The sequence below is a fragment of the Sphingomonas sp. NY01 genome (assembly GCF_038809135.1).
In the GTDB taxonomy this organism is placed as follows: Bacteria; Pseudomonadota; Alphaproteobacteria; order Sphingomonadales; family Sphingomonadaceae; genus Sphingomonas; species Sphingomonas carotinifaciens.
Map to the genome: position 1 here is coordinate 2,738,430 of NZ_CP101722.1, position 16,122 is coordinate 2,754,551.

Below are 16,122 nucleotides of genomic sequence, written 5' to 3' on the forward strand. Positions count from 1 at the left end.
GGGGAGAGGGCGCCAAGCCTCACTTCTTCGGCACCACCTTCAACGTCCAGTCCCGCTCCGGCCGCAGATATTTCACCGCAACCGCCTGCAACTGCGCCGGATCGATCGATACGAAATCCTGCGCCAGCTGCTGCGTCGCCTCCACCCGCTTGGGATCGAACGAGGCGCCGCCCAGCTGCTGCAACCAGAACTGGTTGCCCGACGATGCGCGCAGGATGAACTGCCCCATCGGCCGCTTGATGCGCTGCAACTCGTCCGCCCCGATCGGGTTCGCCACCAGGTCGGCGGCGATCTCCCGCGCCAGGGTGAAGAAGAAGTCCACCTTGTCCGGCGCCACCTGCCCGATCGCGATCATCCGCCCGCCGCCCGACAGGCCGATCGGCCACTGGCTCGCCACCTGCGGCGTATAGCTCGCCCCCGCCTCCGAGCGCAGCCGGTCGAACAGCCGGTCGGAGAACACCTGCGCCAGCACGTCGAGCCGCGTCCGGTCGCGCCAGTCCGCGCTCCCGCCGCCGGTCGGCCACGCGATCACCGCCGCCGCCTGGTCCGCCGCCCCGTCATGCGTCCTGACAACGGGCGCCGCGACATGCGCCGGAAACCGGATCGCCGGCGCCGCCCCGGTCGCCGCCGGACGCGGCTTCAGCGCGCCGAACGTCCGGCCCACCGCCGCGATCGCCTCGTCCGCCTTCACATCGCCGAACACCGACACCTCGATCGGGCCGGAGGCGAGCAGCGGCGCCCACAGCGCCTTGAACGCGGCGGGCGTCGTCCCCGCCACCACCTCGGGCGTGGGCGTTCCCCAGCGCGGATCGCCGTCGTGCAGCAACCGCTCCAGATCGCGGCTGATCACCCCGTCGGGCGAGGCGCTGAACCCGGCATAGGCCGCGCGCACCACGGCCTTGGCGCGGGTCAGGGGTGCCGGGTCCCAGGCGGGTGCCGCCAGCTTGGTCGCCATCAGTTGCAGATTGTCGGCATAATCGCTCGGCGAGGTGATCGCCCCCAGCGCGAACGCGTCATTCTCGATGCCGAAGTCCAGCCCCAGCCGGCGCCCGGCGCTCAACTGGTCCAGGTCGCCCTGGTCCAGCTTGCCGATGCCGCCCGCCATCAACGCCAGGTCCGCCGCCCAGATCGGGCTCTTGCGGTTCGCGGGCAGCGCGTTATACCCCTGCCCGAACCGGGCCCGCAGATAGACGCGCCCCGTTTCCGACGCGTTGGGGAACAGCAGCAGGCGCACGCCATTGGCGAATACCACCTGTTCCATGTCCAGCGCCGGGATCGCCTGGCGCGAGACGACCTTACCGGGCGTTCCCAGCCTGGGCAGTTGCGCAAAGGTGACGTTGGCCTGTTGCCGCCGCTTGCCCGCCAGCGCGGACACATCCGCCTTCAAGGCCGCCGCCAGCTTCGTCGCGACACCTGGGTCGGGGCTGCGCGTGTTGACCAGCGCCCGTGTCGCATCCCCCTGGAAGATCTTGCGGGTGGAGGCGAGCAGCGTTTCCGGCGTGAACATCTTCTTGGCGATCGCGTCCTTCAGGATCGCGTAGGACGTCTCCGGCCCCGTCACCGTTTCGCGGATGTCGAGCGCCTCGACCATGTCGTCGGCCTGCCGTGCGCCGGCCTCCACCCGCGTGGTCTCCACCTGGGTGCGCATGATGGTGTCGAAATCGGCCAGTTCGCGGTCGACCTCGGCCTGCCCCGGCGCGGTCGCCATCGCATCGGCGATCACCGCGCGCACGTCCTTCAGCGCCGCCTCCCAGTCGTCGCCGACCGGCACGATGTTCACCGCGGTCAGGTTCGCCGATCGCGACACGTCGTCCAGGCTGACCCCCGCCTGCAGGAAGCTGCCCCCCGCCCGCGCGCGCGTCTCCAGCCGCCGGCTGATCAGCCGCGTCGCCAGCATGTCGACCAGCCGCTTCTGGTTGAAGATGATCGTGTCGTCCTGATACCGCCACGGCCGCATCACGCCCATCACCACCACCGGCGGCAGGCCGGGCTCCGCGATCGATGCCGATGGCGGCTGATCCGCCTGTGGCGTGCCGAAATCGGGATCGACCGGCTTCTCGCCCACCCCCTTCCAGTCGGCGAAATTCTTGGCGATCAGCCGCGCGAACACCGCCGGGTCCATGTCGCCGGAGATGATGACCACCGCCCGCTCGGGCCGATACCAGCGGTTGTGGAACGCGCGCACGCTGGCCGCGGTCGCCGCCTGCAACGTCTCCACCTGCCCAATCGGCGAGCGCTGGCTGAGCGGTTGCCCGGCAAAGAAGGTTTCGCGCAGCTTGTCGGACCAGCGTACCTGCGGCCCCGGCTGTTCGCGCCGCTCGGCCAACACCACCGGGCGTTCCGCGGCCAGCGCCGCATCGGTCAGCGCAGGCTTTTCCATCATGCCCGACAGGATCTTCAGGCTTTCGTCCAGCCCCGCCTCGGTCGCGCCCGGCAGGTCCAGCTTGTAGACGGTCTGGGTGGGCGTGGTCGACGCATTCGAGTCCGATCCGAACGTCGCGCCGAACCGCTGCCAGATGCGCTTGGCCTCGCCGTCAGGCACATATTCCGATCCGCGGAAGCTCAGATGCTCGATGAAGTGCGCGAAACCGCGTTCCGAATCCCGCTCGTTCAACGACCCGGCATCGATCCGCACCCGGACCGCCACCTGCCCCGGCGGCACCCCGTTCTTGCGCACCGCATAGCGCAGGCCGTTGGGCAGCGTACCAAAGGCCCAGGCCTTGTCCTGCGGCAGGTCCGACCCCTTGTAGAGCCAGGGGGTCTGGTCGACGCCGGGGATCGGCGGCACCGCGGCGGGTGCCGGTTGCTGCACCGGCGCGACGGGGGCGGCCTGCGGGGCCGGTGCCTGCTGCCCGGACACCGGCGCCAGGCCGGCCAGTCCCAGCCCGAGGAAGAGAAGGACGGGAGCGCGATATGCGCGCGAAGGAAACGCCATAGGCATCACCCTGTACCCGCTCGCGGCCCCCTCCGCCAGCCACGCCTGCCGCATCCTTGCCCGATCCCGCCATCATTTCGACCCATAGCGCGACTAGGGCGCCGATACTGGCCGGCCACGGCACGGCAACAACAGACAAGTGGTTGATCCGATGGGCGTTGAGGTAAAAGTTGGACAGGACCGTCTTTTATGGCGGAACGCGGACGACGCACCCCGTGGCCGCGCCGTCACCCCCGATCTCGGCTCGATCTCGGGCGCACCGCAACCCGGTGCCCCGATGCAGGCCGAACGCGGCCGCCCCTTCATCATCCGCTTCGGCAAGCAGATCCGCGGCGTGTTCGACCGGCTGATCGGCTCGTCCTCGCTCGTCTCGAACGACCCCGTCCTCGACACCCGCGACTTCGCCTGGACCGCCGCCCTGCGCGACAACTGGCAGGCGATCCGTGACGAGGCGGTCTCCGTCGCGCTCCAGGGGCAGGCCAGCCCCAGCCTCGCCACCATCTCGCCCGACCACCGCTCGATCGCGGAGGTGAACAAGTGGCGCTCCTTCTTCCTGTGGGGCTACAGCTATCCGATCGCGGACAATCTGGCGCGCTGCCCGCGCACCGCCCAGGTCGTCGCCTCCATCCCCGGCCTCAACTCCGCCTTCTTCTCGATCCTCGCGCCCGGCACCCACATCCCCGATCACCGCGGCGTCACCAAGGGGCTGATCACCTGTCATCTCGGCCTGATCGTGCCGCGTGACGGCGATGTGCGGATGCGCGTCCACGACCGCATCGTCCGCTGGGCGGAGGGCGAGACGCTGGTCTTCGACGATACCTACCAGCATGAGGTCTGGAACGAGACGAACGGCACCCGCGTCGTCCTCCTCATCCAGTTCGAACGCCCCCTGCGCCAGCCGGGCAAATGGTTCGCCGACCTGTTCATGGGCTTCGTCCGCCGCTCCGCCTTCGTCCAGGAAGCGCGCACCAACATCGACACCTGGAACGCCGCCGTAAAACAGATGGACGTGTAACCTTGTGTGATTGCGGTCCCCGCCGGAAGCGGGAACCGGACTTTCAACGCAAGGAGATGTGGTCGCGAAACCTGATACGGTCACCGTCACAGATGAAACGTGAGTTATCACCTTTGCGCCGGATATCCCCAAGTGCTTGCTTCCGGCATTCGGGATCGTGGTTGATCCGCCATGCTACAAGACGCTTCATGTCCGGGTCGGCAAAGATCAGATCGTAAGCGGCATCAATGCTCACGCCGAATTTCTCTCGCGTTCTCTTGACCAAGAGGGCGAAGTCGCGGTTTTCAAGATCCATGATCCGTCCTGCTCAGTCTTAATGCCAGCGGCAGGGATCGAACCCGCACCCCGTCGCCGGGATCGCTGTAGCGATACGTCTACCAATTTCGTCACGCTGGCGCGACTTGCGTTACCATGTCGAACAACAGCTAACCAGCAAGTCTAGGTGCTGCCGCAAGCGTGGGCAGCGCGGATCGCGACCAGGCGGGGCGCTTGGTCGGTGATATTATCGGTGGGCTATCGCGGTTCCAGCTTGTGTCCGAGGTCGGCGCGAAGCCGCCTCACCATGGGTCGTTCGATAAGTGATCGAGGGCTGCTATCTACCTTGACGGGCTCTGGTGGCACTCCGATCACAGCGCAGTCGCCTCGGCCTCGTTCTCTCGGCTTGCCCCCGCCTCGCGGCGGAGCTGATTCGGGTCGTGCGGGATCAGACCATCATGCGGTGGCTTCCTTGCGCGTCCACCGGAACTCGGTTCCGTCGGCCCAGATGCGGTGCGCGTCGAAGAGTGTGAACCGCGATCACCCCCATCTACCCCCTCCCCGGCGGGGAGTAGGGTATTTGACGCACCCCGCTATCCCCCCGGAAACGATCCCTTTCCCCCAACCCGCTTGATCCCCGCCCCGCGCCGCGCCACATGCTCCCCATGCTGATCGAAACCGAAGCCACGCCGAACCCCGCGACGCTGAAGTTCCTGCCCGGCCGGGCGGTGATGGATGCCGGCACCCGCGATTTCGCCACTCCTGAAGAGGCCACCGCCAGCCCGCTGGCCGAGGCGATCTTCGACCTGGGCGACGTCACCGGCGTCTTTTTCGGCCGTGACTTCGTCTCGGTGACCATCGCGCCCGGCATCAACTGGGCGGACGTGAAGCCCGACGTGCTCGGCATCCTGCTCGACCATTTCTCTGCCAACATGCCGCTCTTCCGCCAGGGCAGCGCCGACTTCGCCGTGCCCGTCGAGGAAGAAAGCTTTGCCGACGATCCCGCCGATGCCGACATCGTCGCCCAGATCCGCGAGTTGATCGAAACCCGCGTCCGCCCAGCGGTGGCCAATGACGGTGGCGACATCGTCTATCGCGGCTTCGACAAGGGCAAGGTATACCTGCGGATGCAGGGCGCCTGCGCCGGCTGCCCGTCTTCGTCCGCCACGCTCAAGAACGGCATCGAGCAGCTGCTGCGCCACTATGTTCCCGAAGTCACCGAAGTGAGGGCCGTCTGATGCAGCCGCTCGACGACGCCGCGCTCGACCGGCTGTTTCGCGAAGCTCGCACCTTCAATCATTATCTCGATACGCCCGTCGAAACCTCGGCGCTGCACGCGATCTGGGACCTGATGAAGTTCGGCCCCACCTCCGCCAACCAGCTTCCCGCCCGCCTCGTCTGGTGCACCAGCCAGGAGGCCAAGGACCGGCTCGCCGCCTGCGCCAGCGACTCGAACGCGGCCAAGATCCGCAAGGCTCCCGTCGCGGTCGTCATCGGCATGGACGTGAACTTCCACGAACACCTGCCCGATCTTTATCCGCATGTGGACGCAAAGAGCTGGTTCGACGGCAATACGGAACTGCGCGAGGCGTCCGCCTTCCGCAACAGCTCGCTCCAGGCCGGCTATTTCATCCTGGCCGCCCGCGCTCTGGGGCTGGATACCGGTCCGATGTCGGGCTTCGACGCCGGACAGGTCGATCTCGCCTTTTTCGCGGATCAGCCCGGCGTGCGTACCAACCTGATCTCGACGCTCGGTTACGGCGATCGCTCGACGCTCCACCCGCGCAACCCGCGGCCGGACTTCGACCGCTTCAACCGCATCGCCTGATCCCTTGCGCACGCTCGTCATCGAGACCGCCACCGCCGCCTGCTCGGTCGCGCTGATCGAGGACGGGCGGGTGATCGACCATGCGCATGACGTGGTCGGCCGCGGTCATGCCGAAAAGCTGGTGCCGATGATCGCCGCGCTGGATGGCGGCGGCCGGGCGGACCGCATCCTGGTGGATTGCGGTCCGGGCAGCTTTACCGGCATCCGCGTCGGGCTCGCCGCCGCGCGCGGCCTCGCCTTTGGCTGGCAGGTGCCGGTCGCGGGCTTTCAGTCGCTCGCGCTCGTTGCCGCCGCTGCCCTCGCCGCGCACGATCTGGCGGAGGTGTGCGTCGTGCTGGAGGGCGGGCATGGCGAGGTCTTCGTGCAACCCTTCGCCGCCGATCTCACCCCGCTTGCCCCCGCCGCATCGCGCAAGCCCGATGCCGCGCTCGCCGACCTCGCCGGCCGCACCGCGGTCGGCAACGGCGTCCACCGGCTGACCGCGCTCGCCCCCGACCTGCCCGTGATCGAGGCGCTGCCCGACGCTGCCGAGGCGCATCGCCTGCCCCCCGCCCAGGCCGATCTGCCGCCGCGGCCGATCTATGGTCGGGCGCCCGATGCAAAGCCCCCCACGCCCAGGCCCGCGCTCGGGGTCGCTGCATGATGGCGACGCGCAGCCTCACGCTGCGCACCGGCGATGCGCGCGACGTGGGCGTGATGGATGCGCTGATGGCCGCCGCCTTCGAGGCCCGCTGGGGCGAGGCATGGACCCGCTCGCAGGCGATGGGCGTGCTGGCGATGCCCGGCATCCACCTGGTCTTCGCGCTGGTTGACGACATCCCCGCCGGCTTCGCCCTCACCCGCGCGGTGCTGGACGAGGCCGAGCTGCTGCTGCTGGCCGTCACGCCGGCGCATCGCCGCGCCGGCGTTGGCACCGCGCTGATGCAGGGTGTGCTGACCGACTGCGCCGCCCGCGGCGTGACCCACCTCCACCTCGAGGTGCGCGAGAACAATCCCGCCATCGCCTTCTACCAGCGTCACGGCTTCACGCGTCAGGGCATTCGCCGCGGCTATTACCGGGGCCATGACGGCGTGGCTTATGATGCGCATACCTACGCGCGGGTGGTGGGATAGCTTCGGAAGCCCCCCGGAGGGTAGAGGGCAGAAAGTCCCACTTATTGCGAATCGCTATCCTCTTTTCGCAAAAACGCTTTGGGCCTATATGATGGCGCGTCCCAAGGAGTAGTGAAGCATGGCCCGCAAAATCGATCTGGAAGCGCTCTGCGCGCAAAAGGGGCTGCGCATCACCGAGCAGCGGCGCGTCATCGCGCGCGTGCTGTCCGAGGCCGAGGATCATCCCGATGTCGAAAAGGTCTATGAGCGCGCCGCCGCGATCGACCCCGGCATCTCGATCGCCACCGTCTATCGTACCGTGCGCCTGTTCGAAGAGGCCGGCATCCTTGACCGCCACGATTTCGGCGACGGTCGCGCCCGCTACGAGCCTTCGCCCGAGGCGCATCACGACCATCTGATCGATGTCGAGACCGGCCGCGTCATCGAATTCGTCGATCCCGAACTCGAACAGCTGCAAAAGGCGATCGCCGAGAAGCTCGGTTTCCGCCTTGTCGATCACCGCATGGAACTCTACGGCGTCAGCCTCGATCGCCAGCCGAAGCCGGATCGTTGAAGCAGGGCTGGCTGGCGATCCGGGTCGCCGGCCTTTCCGCCAGCCTCGCCGGCGCGCTGGCCCTTCACGGCGCCTGGCGCAGCGGGCGGCGCGCCTCTCCCTGGCCGCGGCGGTTTCTGGCCCGCGTCGCGCGCATCGCCGGCGCGCGGGCCCGCATCGTCGGCCAGCCGCTGACCCGCGACGTGATGTTCGTCGCCAATCATCAGAGCTGGCTCGACATTCCCCTGCTCGCCGGCGCCACCGGCACCAGCTTCGTCGCCAAGGCCGAACTCGCCCGCACGCCGCTGGTCGGCTGGCTGTGCAGCCTCAACCGAACCCTGTTCATCGAGCGCGCCGACCGTCTCGGCATTGCGGACCAGGTGCAGGCAATCCGCGACGCCCTCGCCCGCGGCCAGCCGCTCGCCATCTTTCCCGAAGGCACCACCGGCGACGGCCGGGCATTGCTCCCCTTCAAGCCCGCCCTCTTCGCCGCGCTCGACCCCGCCCCGCCCGGCATCCGCGTCCAGCCCGTGCGCATCGACTATGGCCCGGCCATGGCCGATCTCGCCTGGCCCGATGGCGAACATGGCCAGACGAACGCCGTCCGCGTCCTTCGCCGCCCCGGCCGCTTCACGGCAACCCTGACCTTCTGCCCCCCTTTCGACCCCGCCGACCACCCCGGCCGCAAAGCCATCGCCGCCGAGGCCCGCCGCCGGATCGAGGAACAGGCCTGAAACGCCCCTCCCTTCGGGCAGGGCTTGGGGCCGCGAGCGCCCGGTGAGGGTAGCTATCGCTGTCCTACAATACCCGATTCTGCTACATTGCAGCCATGGGACAGCCCCTCCCCGTTTGCGCCTTCATCCAACCGCACGATTGCAAAAAAGGTAAGTGGACACGGACGGGGGGACGTAGTGTCCACTTCCGCGCGCCGCCCCTCCCGCCGGCCGCGCGACTCTGCTATGGGCCCCGCCCATGAAGTCCAATCCGAAGACCTTCCACGTCAAGTCGTTCGGCTGCCAGATGAACGTCTATGACGGCGAGCGCATGGCCGAACTGATGGCCGCCCAGGGCCTGACCGCGACCGATGATGCGACCGCGGCCGACCTCGTCGTGCTCAACACCTGCCACATCCGCGAACGCGCGACCGAAAAGGTCTATTCGGACATCGGCCGCCTGCGCAAACACGCGCGCCAGCAAGGTCACGACCCGATGATCGCCGTCGCCGGCTGCGTCGCGCAGGCCGAAGGCGACGAGATCGTCCGCCGCGCGAATGTGGACGTCGTCGTCGGCCCGCAGGCCTATCACAACCTCCCCGAACTCGTCGCAAAGGCCGCGAAGGGCGAGGCCGCGCTCGATACCGACATGCCGCTCGCCAGCAAGTTCGGCAAGCTGCCCGGCCGCCGCAAGGTCGGCCCGTCGGCCTTCCTGACCGTGCAGGAGGGATGCGACAAGTTCTGCACCTATTGCGTCGTGCCCTATACCCGCGGTGCGGAGATCAGCCGCCCCTTCGCCGCGATCGTGGACGAGGCAAAGGCGCTGGTCGATGCCGGCGCGCGCGAGATCACGCTGCTCGGCCAGAACGTCAACGCGTGGAACGATGCCGAGGATCACGGCCTGCACGGCCTGATCCGCACCCTCGACCGGATCGAGGGGCTGCACCGCATCCGCTACACCACCAGCCACCCCAACGACATGACGCAAGGGCTGATCGATGCGCATGGCGACGTCGAAAGCCTGATGCCCTTCCTGCATCTGCCGGTGCAGGCGGGCAACGACCGCGTGCTGAAGGCGATGAACCGCGCACACAGCCGCGACTCCTATCTGCGCCTGATCGACCGGATCCGCGCGGTGCGGCCGGACATCGCGCTGTCCGGCGACTTCATCGTCGGCTTCCCCGGCGAAACGGAGGCCGAGTTCGCCGACACGCTCAGCCTCGTCGACGCGCTCGGCTATGCGCAGGCGTTCAGCTTCAAATATTCGCCGCGCCCCGGCACGCCGGCCGCCGACATGGCCGATCAGGTCGGGGCGGAGGTGATGGACGACCGTCTCCAGCGGCTTCAGGCCGCACTCAACCGGGACCAGCACGCCTTCAACCTCGCCAGCGTCGGGCGCACTTGCGACGTGCTGATCGAACGTCGTGGCAAGCTGCCCGGCCAGATGCTCGGCAAATCGCCCTGGTTGCAGTCGGTTCACCTGATCGGCGACCACGCCATCGGCGACGTGGTGACGGTGCAGTTGAGCGCCGCCGGCCCCAATTCGCTGACCGGCACGCAGACGCTGCGCGCGGCGGCCTGACTGCGCATCGTGGGCAACCGATTTTCCCACTGGCGCTCCGCCCGTTCGCGCACCATCTTCACGGCAATCCGCGAAGAAAGGATCGCATGAGCCGTAAGCCCCTTCCCGCCCGTGCCGGTGAACGCAGCCGGGTGGAACTGGTGTTCGAAAAGCCGCAGATGCTTGCCCATCTGTTCGGCCAATATGATCGCAATCTGGTCGCGCTGGAAAACCGGCTGGGGGTCTACATCACCGCGCGCGGCAACCGTGTCGGGCTGGAGGGCACCGCCGAGCAGGTGGCGATGGCCCGCGATGTGCTGAACGATCTCTACGCCCGCATCGGCCGCGGCGAGGAGGTCGATACCGGTCTGGTCGACGCTTCGATCGCGATGGCGGCGGAACCGACGCTGGACGGCATCGTCTCGGCGGAGCGGTCCTCGCCCCCGCCGATCATGATCCGGACCCGCAAGAAGACGATCGTGCCCCGCACCCCCGCCCAGGCGCATTACATGAAGGAGCTCGTGTCCAACGACATGATCTTCGCGCTCGGGCCGGCGGGCACGGGCAAGACCTATCTGGCGGTGGCGCAGGCGGTGGCGCAGCTCATCACCGGCTCGGTCCAGCGCCTGATCCTGTCGCGCCCGGCGGTGGAGGCGGGCGAGCGGCTCGGCTTCCTGCCCGGCGACATGAAGGAGAAGGTCGATCCCTATCTCCGCCCCCTCTACGATGCGCTCTACGACTGCCTGCCCGCCGAGCAGGTGGAACGCCGCATCGCCAGTGGCGAGATCGAGATCGCCCCGATCGCCTTCATGCGCGGCCGCACGCTCGGCGACGCCTTCGTCATTCTCGACGAGGCGCAGAACACCACGCCGGCGCAGATGAAGATGTTCCTCACCCGCTTCGGCCAGAACAGCCGCATGGTGATCTGTGGCGATCCCAACCAGGTCGATCTGCCCGGCGGGGTCGCCGCCTCGGGTCTCGCCGATGCCGTCCGCCGGCTGGAGGGGCTGGAGAGCATCGCGATGAGCCGCTTCACCGCCGCCGACGTGGTCCGCCACCCGATCGTCGGTCGCATCGTCGAGGCGTATGAAGGCCCCGACGCATGATCCAGATCGAACTCTCCCGTGAGGAGCCGTGGGCGCATGCCGACTGGGACGGCCTCGCCACCCGCGCCGCGCGTGCCGCGATCGAGCGGACGCCGCACGGCCCCCTGCTCACCACGCCGGCGCTGGTCGAGATCAGCGTCCGCCTGACCTCCGACGACGAGGTTCACCACCTCAACAAACAGTATCGGGGCAAGGACAAGCCGACCAACGTCCTGTCCTTCCCGATGGTGCAGCCCGACCTGATCGAAACCGTCAGCCAGAATTCGGACGATGGCGAGCTGCTGCTCGGCGATATCGTCCTGGCGCACGGCGTCTGCGTCGCGGAGGCGGCCGAGCGCGGCATCGCGGTGGAAACCCATGCCACCCATTTGATGGTGCACGGCGTGCTTCATCTGCTAGGCTACGACCATATGGACGACGACGAGGCAGAGGCGATGGAGGCGATCGAGCGCGACGCGCTGGCCTCGCTCGGCATCGACGACCCTTACAGCGTTCGCGAGGACTAGAAGACCTTCCCATGTCAGAGGGCCAAAGTAGCACCGTCGGCGGTGACTCCCAGGAAAACGGGATATGGAGCGGCCTGCGCTCGCTGATCTTCGGCGAGCAGCAGGAGGAATCGCTGCGCGAGCAGCTTGAGGAGGCGATCGACCGGCACGAGGGCGATCCCGGCCCCGATGCCAAGGGCGACCTGACCCCGCTGGAGCGGCAGATGGTCCGCAACCTCCTGCATTTCGGCGAGCGCGACGCCGGCGACGTCGGCGTGCCGCGCGCCGACATCATCGCGGTGGAGGAACGCACCACCTTCGACCATCTCGTGCAGATCTTTGCGGAGGCCGGGCACAGCCGCCTGCCCGTCTACCGCGAAAGCCTGGATGAGGTGATCGGCATGGTCCACATCAAGGACGTATTCAACATCCTGGCGACCGGGGCGGAGCATCCCGCGACCATTGCCGGGCTGATCCGCGATCCGCTCTATGTGCCCATGTCCCGCGGCGCGCTCGATCTGCTCGCCGACATGCGCCAGAAGCGCGTTCATCTCGCGGTCGTGCTCGACGAATATTCCGGCACCGAAGGGCTCGTCACCATCGAGGACCTGATCGAGGAGATCGTCGGCGAGATCGAGGACGAGCATGACGATGCGCCCCAGGCGCTGCTCGTGCCGCTCGACGGCGGCGCCTGGGATGCCGACGCCCGCGTCGGTCTGGCGGAGGTCGCCCGCACGGTCGACCCGGCGCTGGAGGAAGCGGAGGAGGATGTCGACACGCTTGGCGGCCTCACCGCGGTGATCGCGGGGCAGGTGCCCGATATCGGTACCTTGGTCGCGCACCCCACCGGCTGGACGATCGAGGTGCTGGAAGCGGATGAACGCCGCATCCACCGCCTGCGCCTCCACCCGCCGGTCCCGGAGGAAACGGACGACTGACGCGCAGGCGGGCCGCCGATGTCATCCGTCGCGAAATTCAGGCAGTCGATCACAGACGGGCAATCAATGCATTTTGCCGCTTGAACCGAAGCTGTCACTCTCCGTTCCAGAATTCGAACGGAACCCGGGAGAGACTCCATGGCAGACGACAAGAAGCGCCCGACGCTCACCACTTCCGCCGGCGCGCCGGTGGGCGACAATCAGAACGCGATCACCATCGGCCCGCGCGGCCCCCTGCTGCTCCAGGACTATCAGCTCATCGAGAAGCTGGCGCACCAAAATCGGGAGCGCATCCCGGAACGCGTCGTCCATGCCAAGGGCTGGGGCGCGTTCGGCACGCTGACCGTCACCTCAGACGCGGTTACCAAATACACCAACGCCGCGCTGTTCAACGAGGTCGGCAAGAAGACCGATCTGCTCCTGCGCTTCTCCACCGTCGCGGGCGAGCAGGGCGCGGCCGACGCCGAGCGCGACGTGCGCGGCTTCTCCTTCAAATTCTATACCGAGGAAGGCAACTGGGATCTGGTCGGCAACAACACGCCGATCTTCTTCGTGCGCGATCCCTACAAGTTCCCGGACTTTATCCGCACCCAGAAGCGCCATCCGCGCACCAACCTGCGCTCGCCGACCGCGATGTGGGATTTCTGGTCGCTCTGCCCTGAGTCCGTTCATCAGGTGACGATCCTGATGTCCGACCGCGGCCTGCCGATCGGCCCGCAATATATGAACGGCTATGGCAGCCACACCTTCTCGTTCTGGAACGACGCGGGCGAGCGCTACTGGTGCAAGTTCCACTTCAAGACCCAGCAGGGCCACAAATTCTACACGAACGAGGAAGCCGCCGAGATCATCGGCAAGAGCCGCGAATCCTATCAGGAGGAACTCTACGGCGCGATCCATGAGGGCCGCTTCCCGAAATGGACGATGTACGTCCAGGTCATGACGCAGGAGCAGGCGAACGAGACGTCGTACAACCCCTTCGACCTGACCAAGGTCTGGCCGCACGCCGATTTCCCGCTGATCGAGGTCGGCGAGATCGAGTTGAACAAGAACCCGGAAAACTACTTCGCCCAGGTGGAGCAGGCCGCGTTCAGCCCGTCCAACGTCGTGCGCGGCATCGGCTTCTCGCCGGACAAGATGCTGCAGGGCCGCATCTTCTCCTATGCCGATGCGCACCGTCATCGTCTCGGCGCACATTACGAGGCGCTGCCGGTCAACCAGCCCAAGTCGCCCGTCGCGCATTACCATAAGGACGGCCTGCTCCGCTTCTTCGCGGACAACAACAATCCGGATGCCTATTACGAGCCGAACAGCTTCGACGGCCCGGTGCAGGACCCGCGCTACAACGAGCCGCCGCTGGAGGTGCACGGTGTCGCCAAGCGGTGGGAGCAACCGGTCGGCGATGACGATTTCGTCCAGCCGCGCGCGCTCTACACCATGTTCGACGACGAGCAGAAGGGCCGCCTGTTCAAGAACATCGCCGCCGCGATGCACGGCATCCCGCAGTTCATCATCGACCGCCAGCTTGGCCACTTCGCCAAGGTCGACCCCTCCTATGCCGAGGGCGTCCGCAACGCGCTCGCCCATCTCGACAAGTCCGAGGAGGACAGAGAGACGCACAAGGATGTCGACCGCATGGCAGTAAACGAACCGCACAAGAATACCGAGGCGGAGGCACCCAAGTTCGAGCCCGTGAAGTAACCCCCTTGCTTCCCTGACGGGCCCGATCGGCCGCCGGCGTTTCTCCCACGCCGGCGGCCATTGTCATTGACGCGCCCGCTCTTTCCCTCGGCCGCGGCTACGTCTAGCAAGGTGCCCATGCGCAAACACATCCTGATCGTGCTCGGCCTGTTGCTCCTTGTCGTGGCCGGCATCGTCACCTGGCTCGCCTGGCCGGACACCGCCCAACTGCCGGTCGATCAGGTCGTCGGCCGTCAACCGACCATCACCGCACCGCGCCAGCAGACCATTCCCACGGTCAAGGTCGCCAAGGCGGTCGGCTGGCAGGCGGGTGCCAAACCCAGCGTCGCGCCCGGCCTGCGGATCGAGGAATTTGCCGGCGGGCTCGATCATCCCCGCTGGCTCTACCGCCTGCCCAATGGCGACGTGCTGGTGGCCGAGACGAACTCGCCGCCGCGCGAGGGCGGCGGCATCGTGCAAAAGGTGATGAACGTCCTGCTCGGCCGCGCCGGTGCCGGCGTTCCCTCCGCCAACCGCATCACCCTGTTGCGCGACGCGAATGGCGACGGCCGCGTCGATACCCGCACCGCCTTCATGACCGGGCTCAACTCGCCCTTCGGCATGACGCTGTTCGAGGGGCAGCTATACGTTGCCAACACCGACGCCCTGGTCCGCGTACCCTATACCGAGGGCGCGACCCGCATCACCGCCAAGCCCGAACTGGTCATCAAGCTGAACCCCGGCGGCAATCACTGGGCGCGCAACGTCATCCCCTCGGGTGACGGCCGCACCCTGTTCGTCAGCGTCGGCTCGGCCAGCAATATCGCGGAAGGCGGCATGGAGGCGGAGAAGTACCGCGCCAACATCCTCCAGGTCTGGCCCGCCGACAAGAACTGGCGGATCTATGCCGCAGGCCTGCGCAACCCGAACGGCATGGCGCTCAACCCCGCCAATGGCCGGCTCTGGACCGTGGTCAACGAGCGCGACATGCTCGGCTCCGATCTCGCCCCCGATTACCTGACCCAGGTGGAATTTGGCGACCATTTCGGCTGGCCCTGGTATTATTGGGGCGGCTATCCCGACACCCGCGTCGAGCCCGCCTATCCGCAGCTTCAGCAATATTCGAAGCGGCCCGATTACGCGCTCGGCCCCCATGTCGCGGCCCTTGGCCTCACCTTCGCGAACGAAGCGAAACTGGGCAGCCGCTTCGGCAACGGCGTGTTCATCGGCGAACACGGCTCGTGGAACCGCAAGCCGGTGTCGGGCTACAAGGTGGTCTATATTCCCTTCGGCGCCAACGGCTTCCCGGTCGCGGGCGCCAAGCCGTTCGATGTCGTCGGCGGCTTCCTGAACGCCGATGGCGATGCACAGGGCCGCCCGGTCGGCGTCATCATCGACAAGACCGGCGCCCTGCTGGTCGCCGACGATGTCGGCAACAAGATCTGGCGCGTCACCGCCCGGTAAATCCAAACCCTCTCCCCTCCGGGGAGCATCAGGGAAACAGCGCCCCGCGCCGTTTAGTACATGCCGGGGGCATGGACGACCTGATGCTGGAGGGGCCCGCTGCCAAAGCAGCGGGAGGGTGAGGGGCAGCCCAGCAGCGCAACGCCGCGCGAGCCCCACCCGCCCCCTACTTCAACAGCTTGGGCCCCTCCCGCTGGATCGCCTCCTGGATCTTCCCCGCGAACAGCGCCAGGAAGCCAGGCAGGTTCACCACCGCATGCACATTGTCCTCGAACACCGTCGCTTCCGCCTCGATCGCCTGGCCCATCGCCTGCACGGTGAACAGCATCCTGTCCCCCTCCCAGCGATGCACGACCTGCGCCCCGCCGGGGATCAGCCGCCCGATCTTGCCGACCCCGCCATCCAGTCGCGCCCGCACGCCCGCCTTGCCCAACTGGTGCGGGATATCCATCGTGATCGGTGCGCTCATGCCTTGGTCTCCTTGGTAGCGGGATGAT

At 67.5% G+C, this 16,122-nt stretch carries 16 protein-coding genes and 1 pseudogene; 13 read left to right on the forward strand and 4 right to left on the reverse strand.

The window, feature by feature from the left end; translation table 11 throughout:
* Positions 1–19: 19 nt before the first annotated feature.
* Positions 20–2,935 (reverse strand): insulinase family protein, encoded by a 2,916-nt coding sequence (locus tag NPJ82_RS13305; protein ID WP_342657649.1) that lies wholly within the window; start codon positions 2,933–2,935, stop codon positions 20–22.
* 277 nt (positions 2,936–3,212) lie between these two features.
* On the opposite strand from NPJ82_RS13305, the gene NPJ82_RS13310 reads away from it, so the two are divergent.
* Complete coding sequence (locus NPJ82_RS13310) at positions 3,213–3,950, forward strand: aspartyl/asparaginyl beta-hydroxylase domain-containing protein (RefSeq protein WP_149681456.1); 738 nt, start codon at positions 3,213–3,215, stop codon at positions 3,948–3,950.
* A 43-nt stretch (positions 3,951–3,993) separates the two neighbouring features.
* Here NPJ82_RS13310 and NPJ82_RS13315 read toward each other — a convergent pair whose 3' ends face one another.
* Both NPJ82_RS13315 and NPJ82_RS13320 read right to left on the reverse strand, forming a co-directional pair.
* Positions 3,994–4,245 carry a hypothetical protein gene (locus NPJ82_RS13315; protein ID WP_342657650.1) on the reverse strand — a complete coding sequence of 84 codons (252 nt, stop codon included), beginning with the start codon at positions 4,243–4,245 and terminating at the stop codon, positions 3,994–3,996.
* Between the two features lie 22 nt (positions 4,246–4,267).
* Positions 4,268–4,346 (reverse strand): annotated as a pseudogene (locus NPJ82_RS13320).
* Between the two features lie 524 nt (positions 4,347–4,870).
* On the opposite strand from NPJ82_RS13320, the gene NPJ82_RS13325 reads away from it, so the two are divergent.
* From NPJ82_RS13325 to NPJ82_RS13380, 12 genes are all read left to right on the forward strand, one after another.
* Entirely contained in the window at positions 4,871–5,443 is a 573-nt protein-coding gene (locus NPJ82_RS13325; protein ID WP_112381210.1) for a NifU family protein, read from the forward strand.
* Entirely contained in the window at positions 5,443–6,033 is a 591-nt protein-coding gene (locus NPJ82_RS13330; protein ID WP_205411536.1) for a malonic semialdehyde reductase, read from the forward strand. The genes NPJ82_RS13325 and NPJ82_RS13330 overlap by 1 nt, the downstream gene beginning before the upstream one ends.
* A 4-nt stretch (positions 6,034–6,037) precedes the next feature.
* The gene (gene tsaB / locus NPJ82_RS13335) at positions 6,038–6,676 is read left to right on the forward strand and encodes a tRNA (adenosine(37)-N6)-threonylcarbamoyltransferase complex dimerization subunit type 1 TsaB (RefSeq protein ID WP_112381212.1); all 639 of its coding nucleotides are present in this window, start codon (positions 6,038–6,040) and stop codon (positions 6,674–6,676) included.
* Complete coding sequence (locus NPJ82_RS13340) at positions 6,673–7,146, forward strand: GNAT family N-acetyltransferase (RefSeq protein WP_342657651.1); 474 nt, start codon at positions 6,673–6,675, stop codon at positions 7,144–7,146. Before tsaB ends, NPJ82_RS13340 begins: the two co-directional genes overlap by 4 nt.
* 118 nt (positions 7,147–7,264) lie before the next feature.
* Positions 7,265–7,699, forward strand: coding sequence for a Fur family transcriptional regulator (locus NPJ82_RS13345; RefSeq protein ID WP_112381213.1), 435 nt, complete (start codon positions 7,265–7,267; stop codon positions 7,697–7,699).
* On the forward strand, positions 7,696–8,412 hold the full coding sequence (locus NPJ82_RS13350; RefSeq protein WP_342657652.1) for a lysophospholipid acyltransferase family protein: 717 nt from the start codon (positions 7,696–7,698) through the stop codon (positions 8,410–8,412). Before NPJ82_RS13345 ends, NPJ82_RS13350 begins: the two co-directional genes overlap by 4 nt.
* Positions 8,413–8,650: 238 nt before the next feature.
* Positions 8,651–9,973, forward strand: coding sequence for a tRNA (N6-isopentenyl adenosine(37)-C2)-methylthiotransferase MiaB (miaB, locus tag NPJ82_RS13355; protein ID WP_342657653.1), 1,323 nt, complete (start codon positions 8,651–8,653; stop codon positions 9,971–9,973).
* Positions 9,974–10,059: 86 nt separating this feature from the next.
* Positions 10,060–11,058 carry a PhoH family protein gene (locus tag NPJ82_RS13360; RefSeq protein ID WP_112381216.1) on the forward strand — a complete coding sequence of 333 codons (999 nt, stop codon included), beginning with the start codon at positions 10,060–10,062 and terminating at the stop codon, positions 11,056–11,058.
* A complete protein-coding gene (ybeY, locus tag NPJ82_RS13365) occupies positions 11,055–11,564 on the forward strand; it encodes an rRNA maturation RNase YbeY (protein ID WP_112381217.1) in 510 nt (169 codons plus the stop codon). Before NPJ82_RS13360 ends, ybeY begins: the two co-directional genes overlap by 4 nt.
* 11 nt (positions 11,565–11,575) lie before the next feature.
* Positions 11,576–12,481, forward strand: coding sequence for a hemolysin family protein (locus NPJ82_RS13370; RefSeq protein ID WP_112381218.1), 906 nt, complete (start codon positions 11,576–11,578; stop codon positions 12,479–12,481).
* Positions 12,482–12,619: 138 nt separating this feature from the next.
* Positions 12,620–14,182, forward strand: coding sequence for a catalase (locus NPJ82_RS13375; protein WP_149680971.1), 1,563 nt, complete (start codon positions 12,620–12,622; stop codon positions 14,180–14,182).
* Positions 14,183–14,299: 117 nt separating this feature from the next.
* Positions 14,300–15,625, forward strand: coding sequence for a sorbosone dehydrogenase family protein (locus NPJ82_RS13380; RefSeq protein ID WP_342657654.1), 1,326 nt, complete (start codon positions 14,300–14,302; stop codon positions 15,623–15,625).
* 166 nt (positions 15,626–15,791) lie between these two features.
* On the opposite strand, the gene NPJ82_RS13385 is transcribed toward NPJ82_RS13380, so the two are convergent.
* Entirely contained in the window at positions 15,792–16,094 is a 303-nt protein-coding gene (locus NPJ82_RS13385; protein WP_342657655.1) for a polyhydroxyalkanoic acid system family protein, read from the reverse strand.
* Positions 16,095–16,122 lie beyond the last annotated feature (28 nt).

Coding starts and splice junctions, on each gene's coding strand:
- NPJ82_RS13310 (WP_149681456.1), top strand. CDS start 3,213: ATGCAGGCCGAACGCGGCCGCCCCTTCATCATCCGCTTCGGCAAGCAG.
- ybeY (WP_112381217.1), top strand. CDS start 11,055: ATGATCCAGATCGAACTCTCCCGTGAGGAGCCGTGGGCGCATGCCGAC.
- NPJ82_RS13340 (WP_342657651.1), top strand. CDS start 6,673: ATGATGGCGACGCGCAGCCTCACGCTGCGCACCGGCGATGCGCGCGAC.
- NPJ82_RS13360 (WP_112381216.1), top strand. CDS start 10,060: ATGAGCCGTAAGCCCCTTCCCGCCCGTGCCGGTGAACGCAGCCGGGTG.
- NPJ82_RS13325 (WP_112381210.1), top strand. CDS start 4,871: ATGCTGATCGAAACCGAAGCCACGCCGAACCCCGCGACGCTGAAGTTC.
- miaB (WP_342657653.1), top strand. CDS start 8,651: ATGAAGTCCAATCCGAAGACCTTCCACGTCAAGTCGTTCGGCTGCCAG.
- NPJ82_RS13345 (WP_112381213.1), top strand. CDS start 7,265: ATGGCCCGCAAAATCGATCTGGAAGCGCTCTGCGCGCAAAAGGGGCTG.
- NPJ82_RS13305 (WP_342657649.1), bottom strand. CDS start 2,935: ATGGCGTTTCCTTCGCGCGCATATCGCGCTCCCGTCCTTCTCTTCCTC.
- NPJ82_RS13380 (WP_342657654.1), top strand. CDS start 14,300: ATGCGCAAACACATCCTGATCGTGCTCGGCCTGTTGCTCCTTGTCGTG.
- NPJ82_RS13385 (WP_342657655.1), bottom strand. CDS start 16,094: ATGAGCGCACCGATCACGATGGATATCCCGCACCAGTTGGGCAAGGCG.
- NPJ82_RS13330 (WP_205411536.1), top strand. CDS start 5,443: ATGCAGCCGCTCGACGACGCCGCGCTCGACCGGCTGTTTCGCGAAGCT.
- NPJ82_RS13315 (WP_342657650.1), bottom strand. CDS start 4,245: ATGGATCTTGAAAACCGCGACTTCGCCCTCTTGGTCAAGAGAACGCGA.
- NPJ82_RS13370 (WP_112381218.1), top strand. CDS start 11,576: ATGTCAGAGGGCCAAAGTAGCACCGTCGGCGGTGACTCCCAGGAAAAC.
- NPJ82_RS13375 (WP_149680971.1), top strand. CDS start 12,620: ATGGCAGACGACAAGAAGCGCCCGACGCTCACCACTTCCGCCGGCGCG.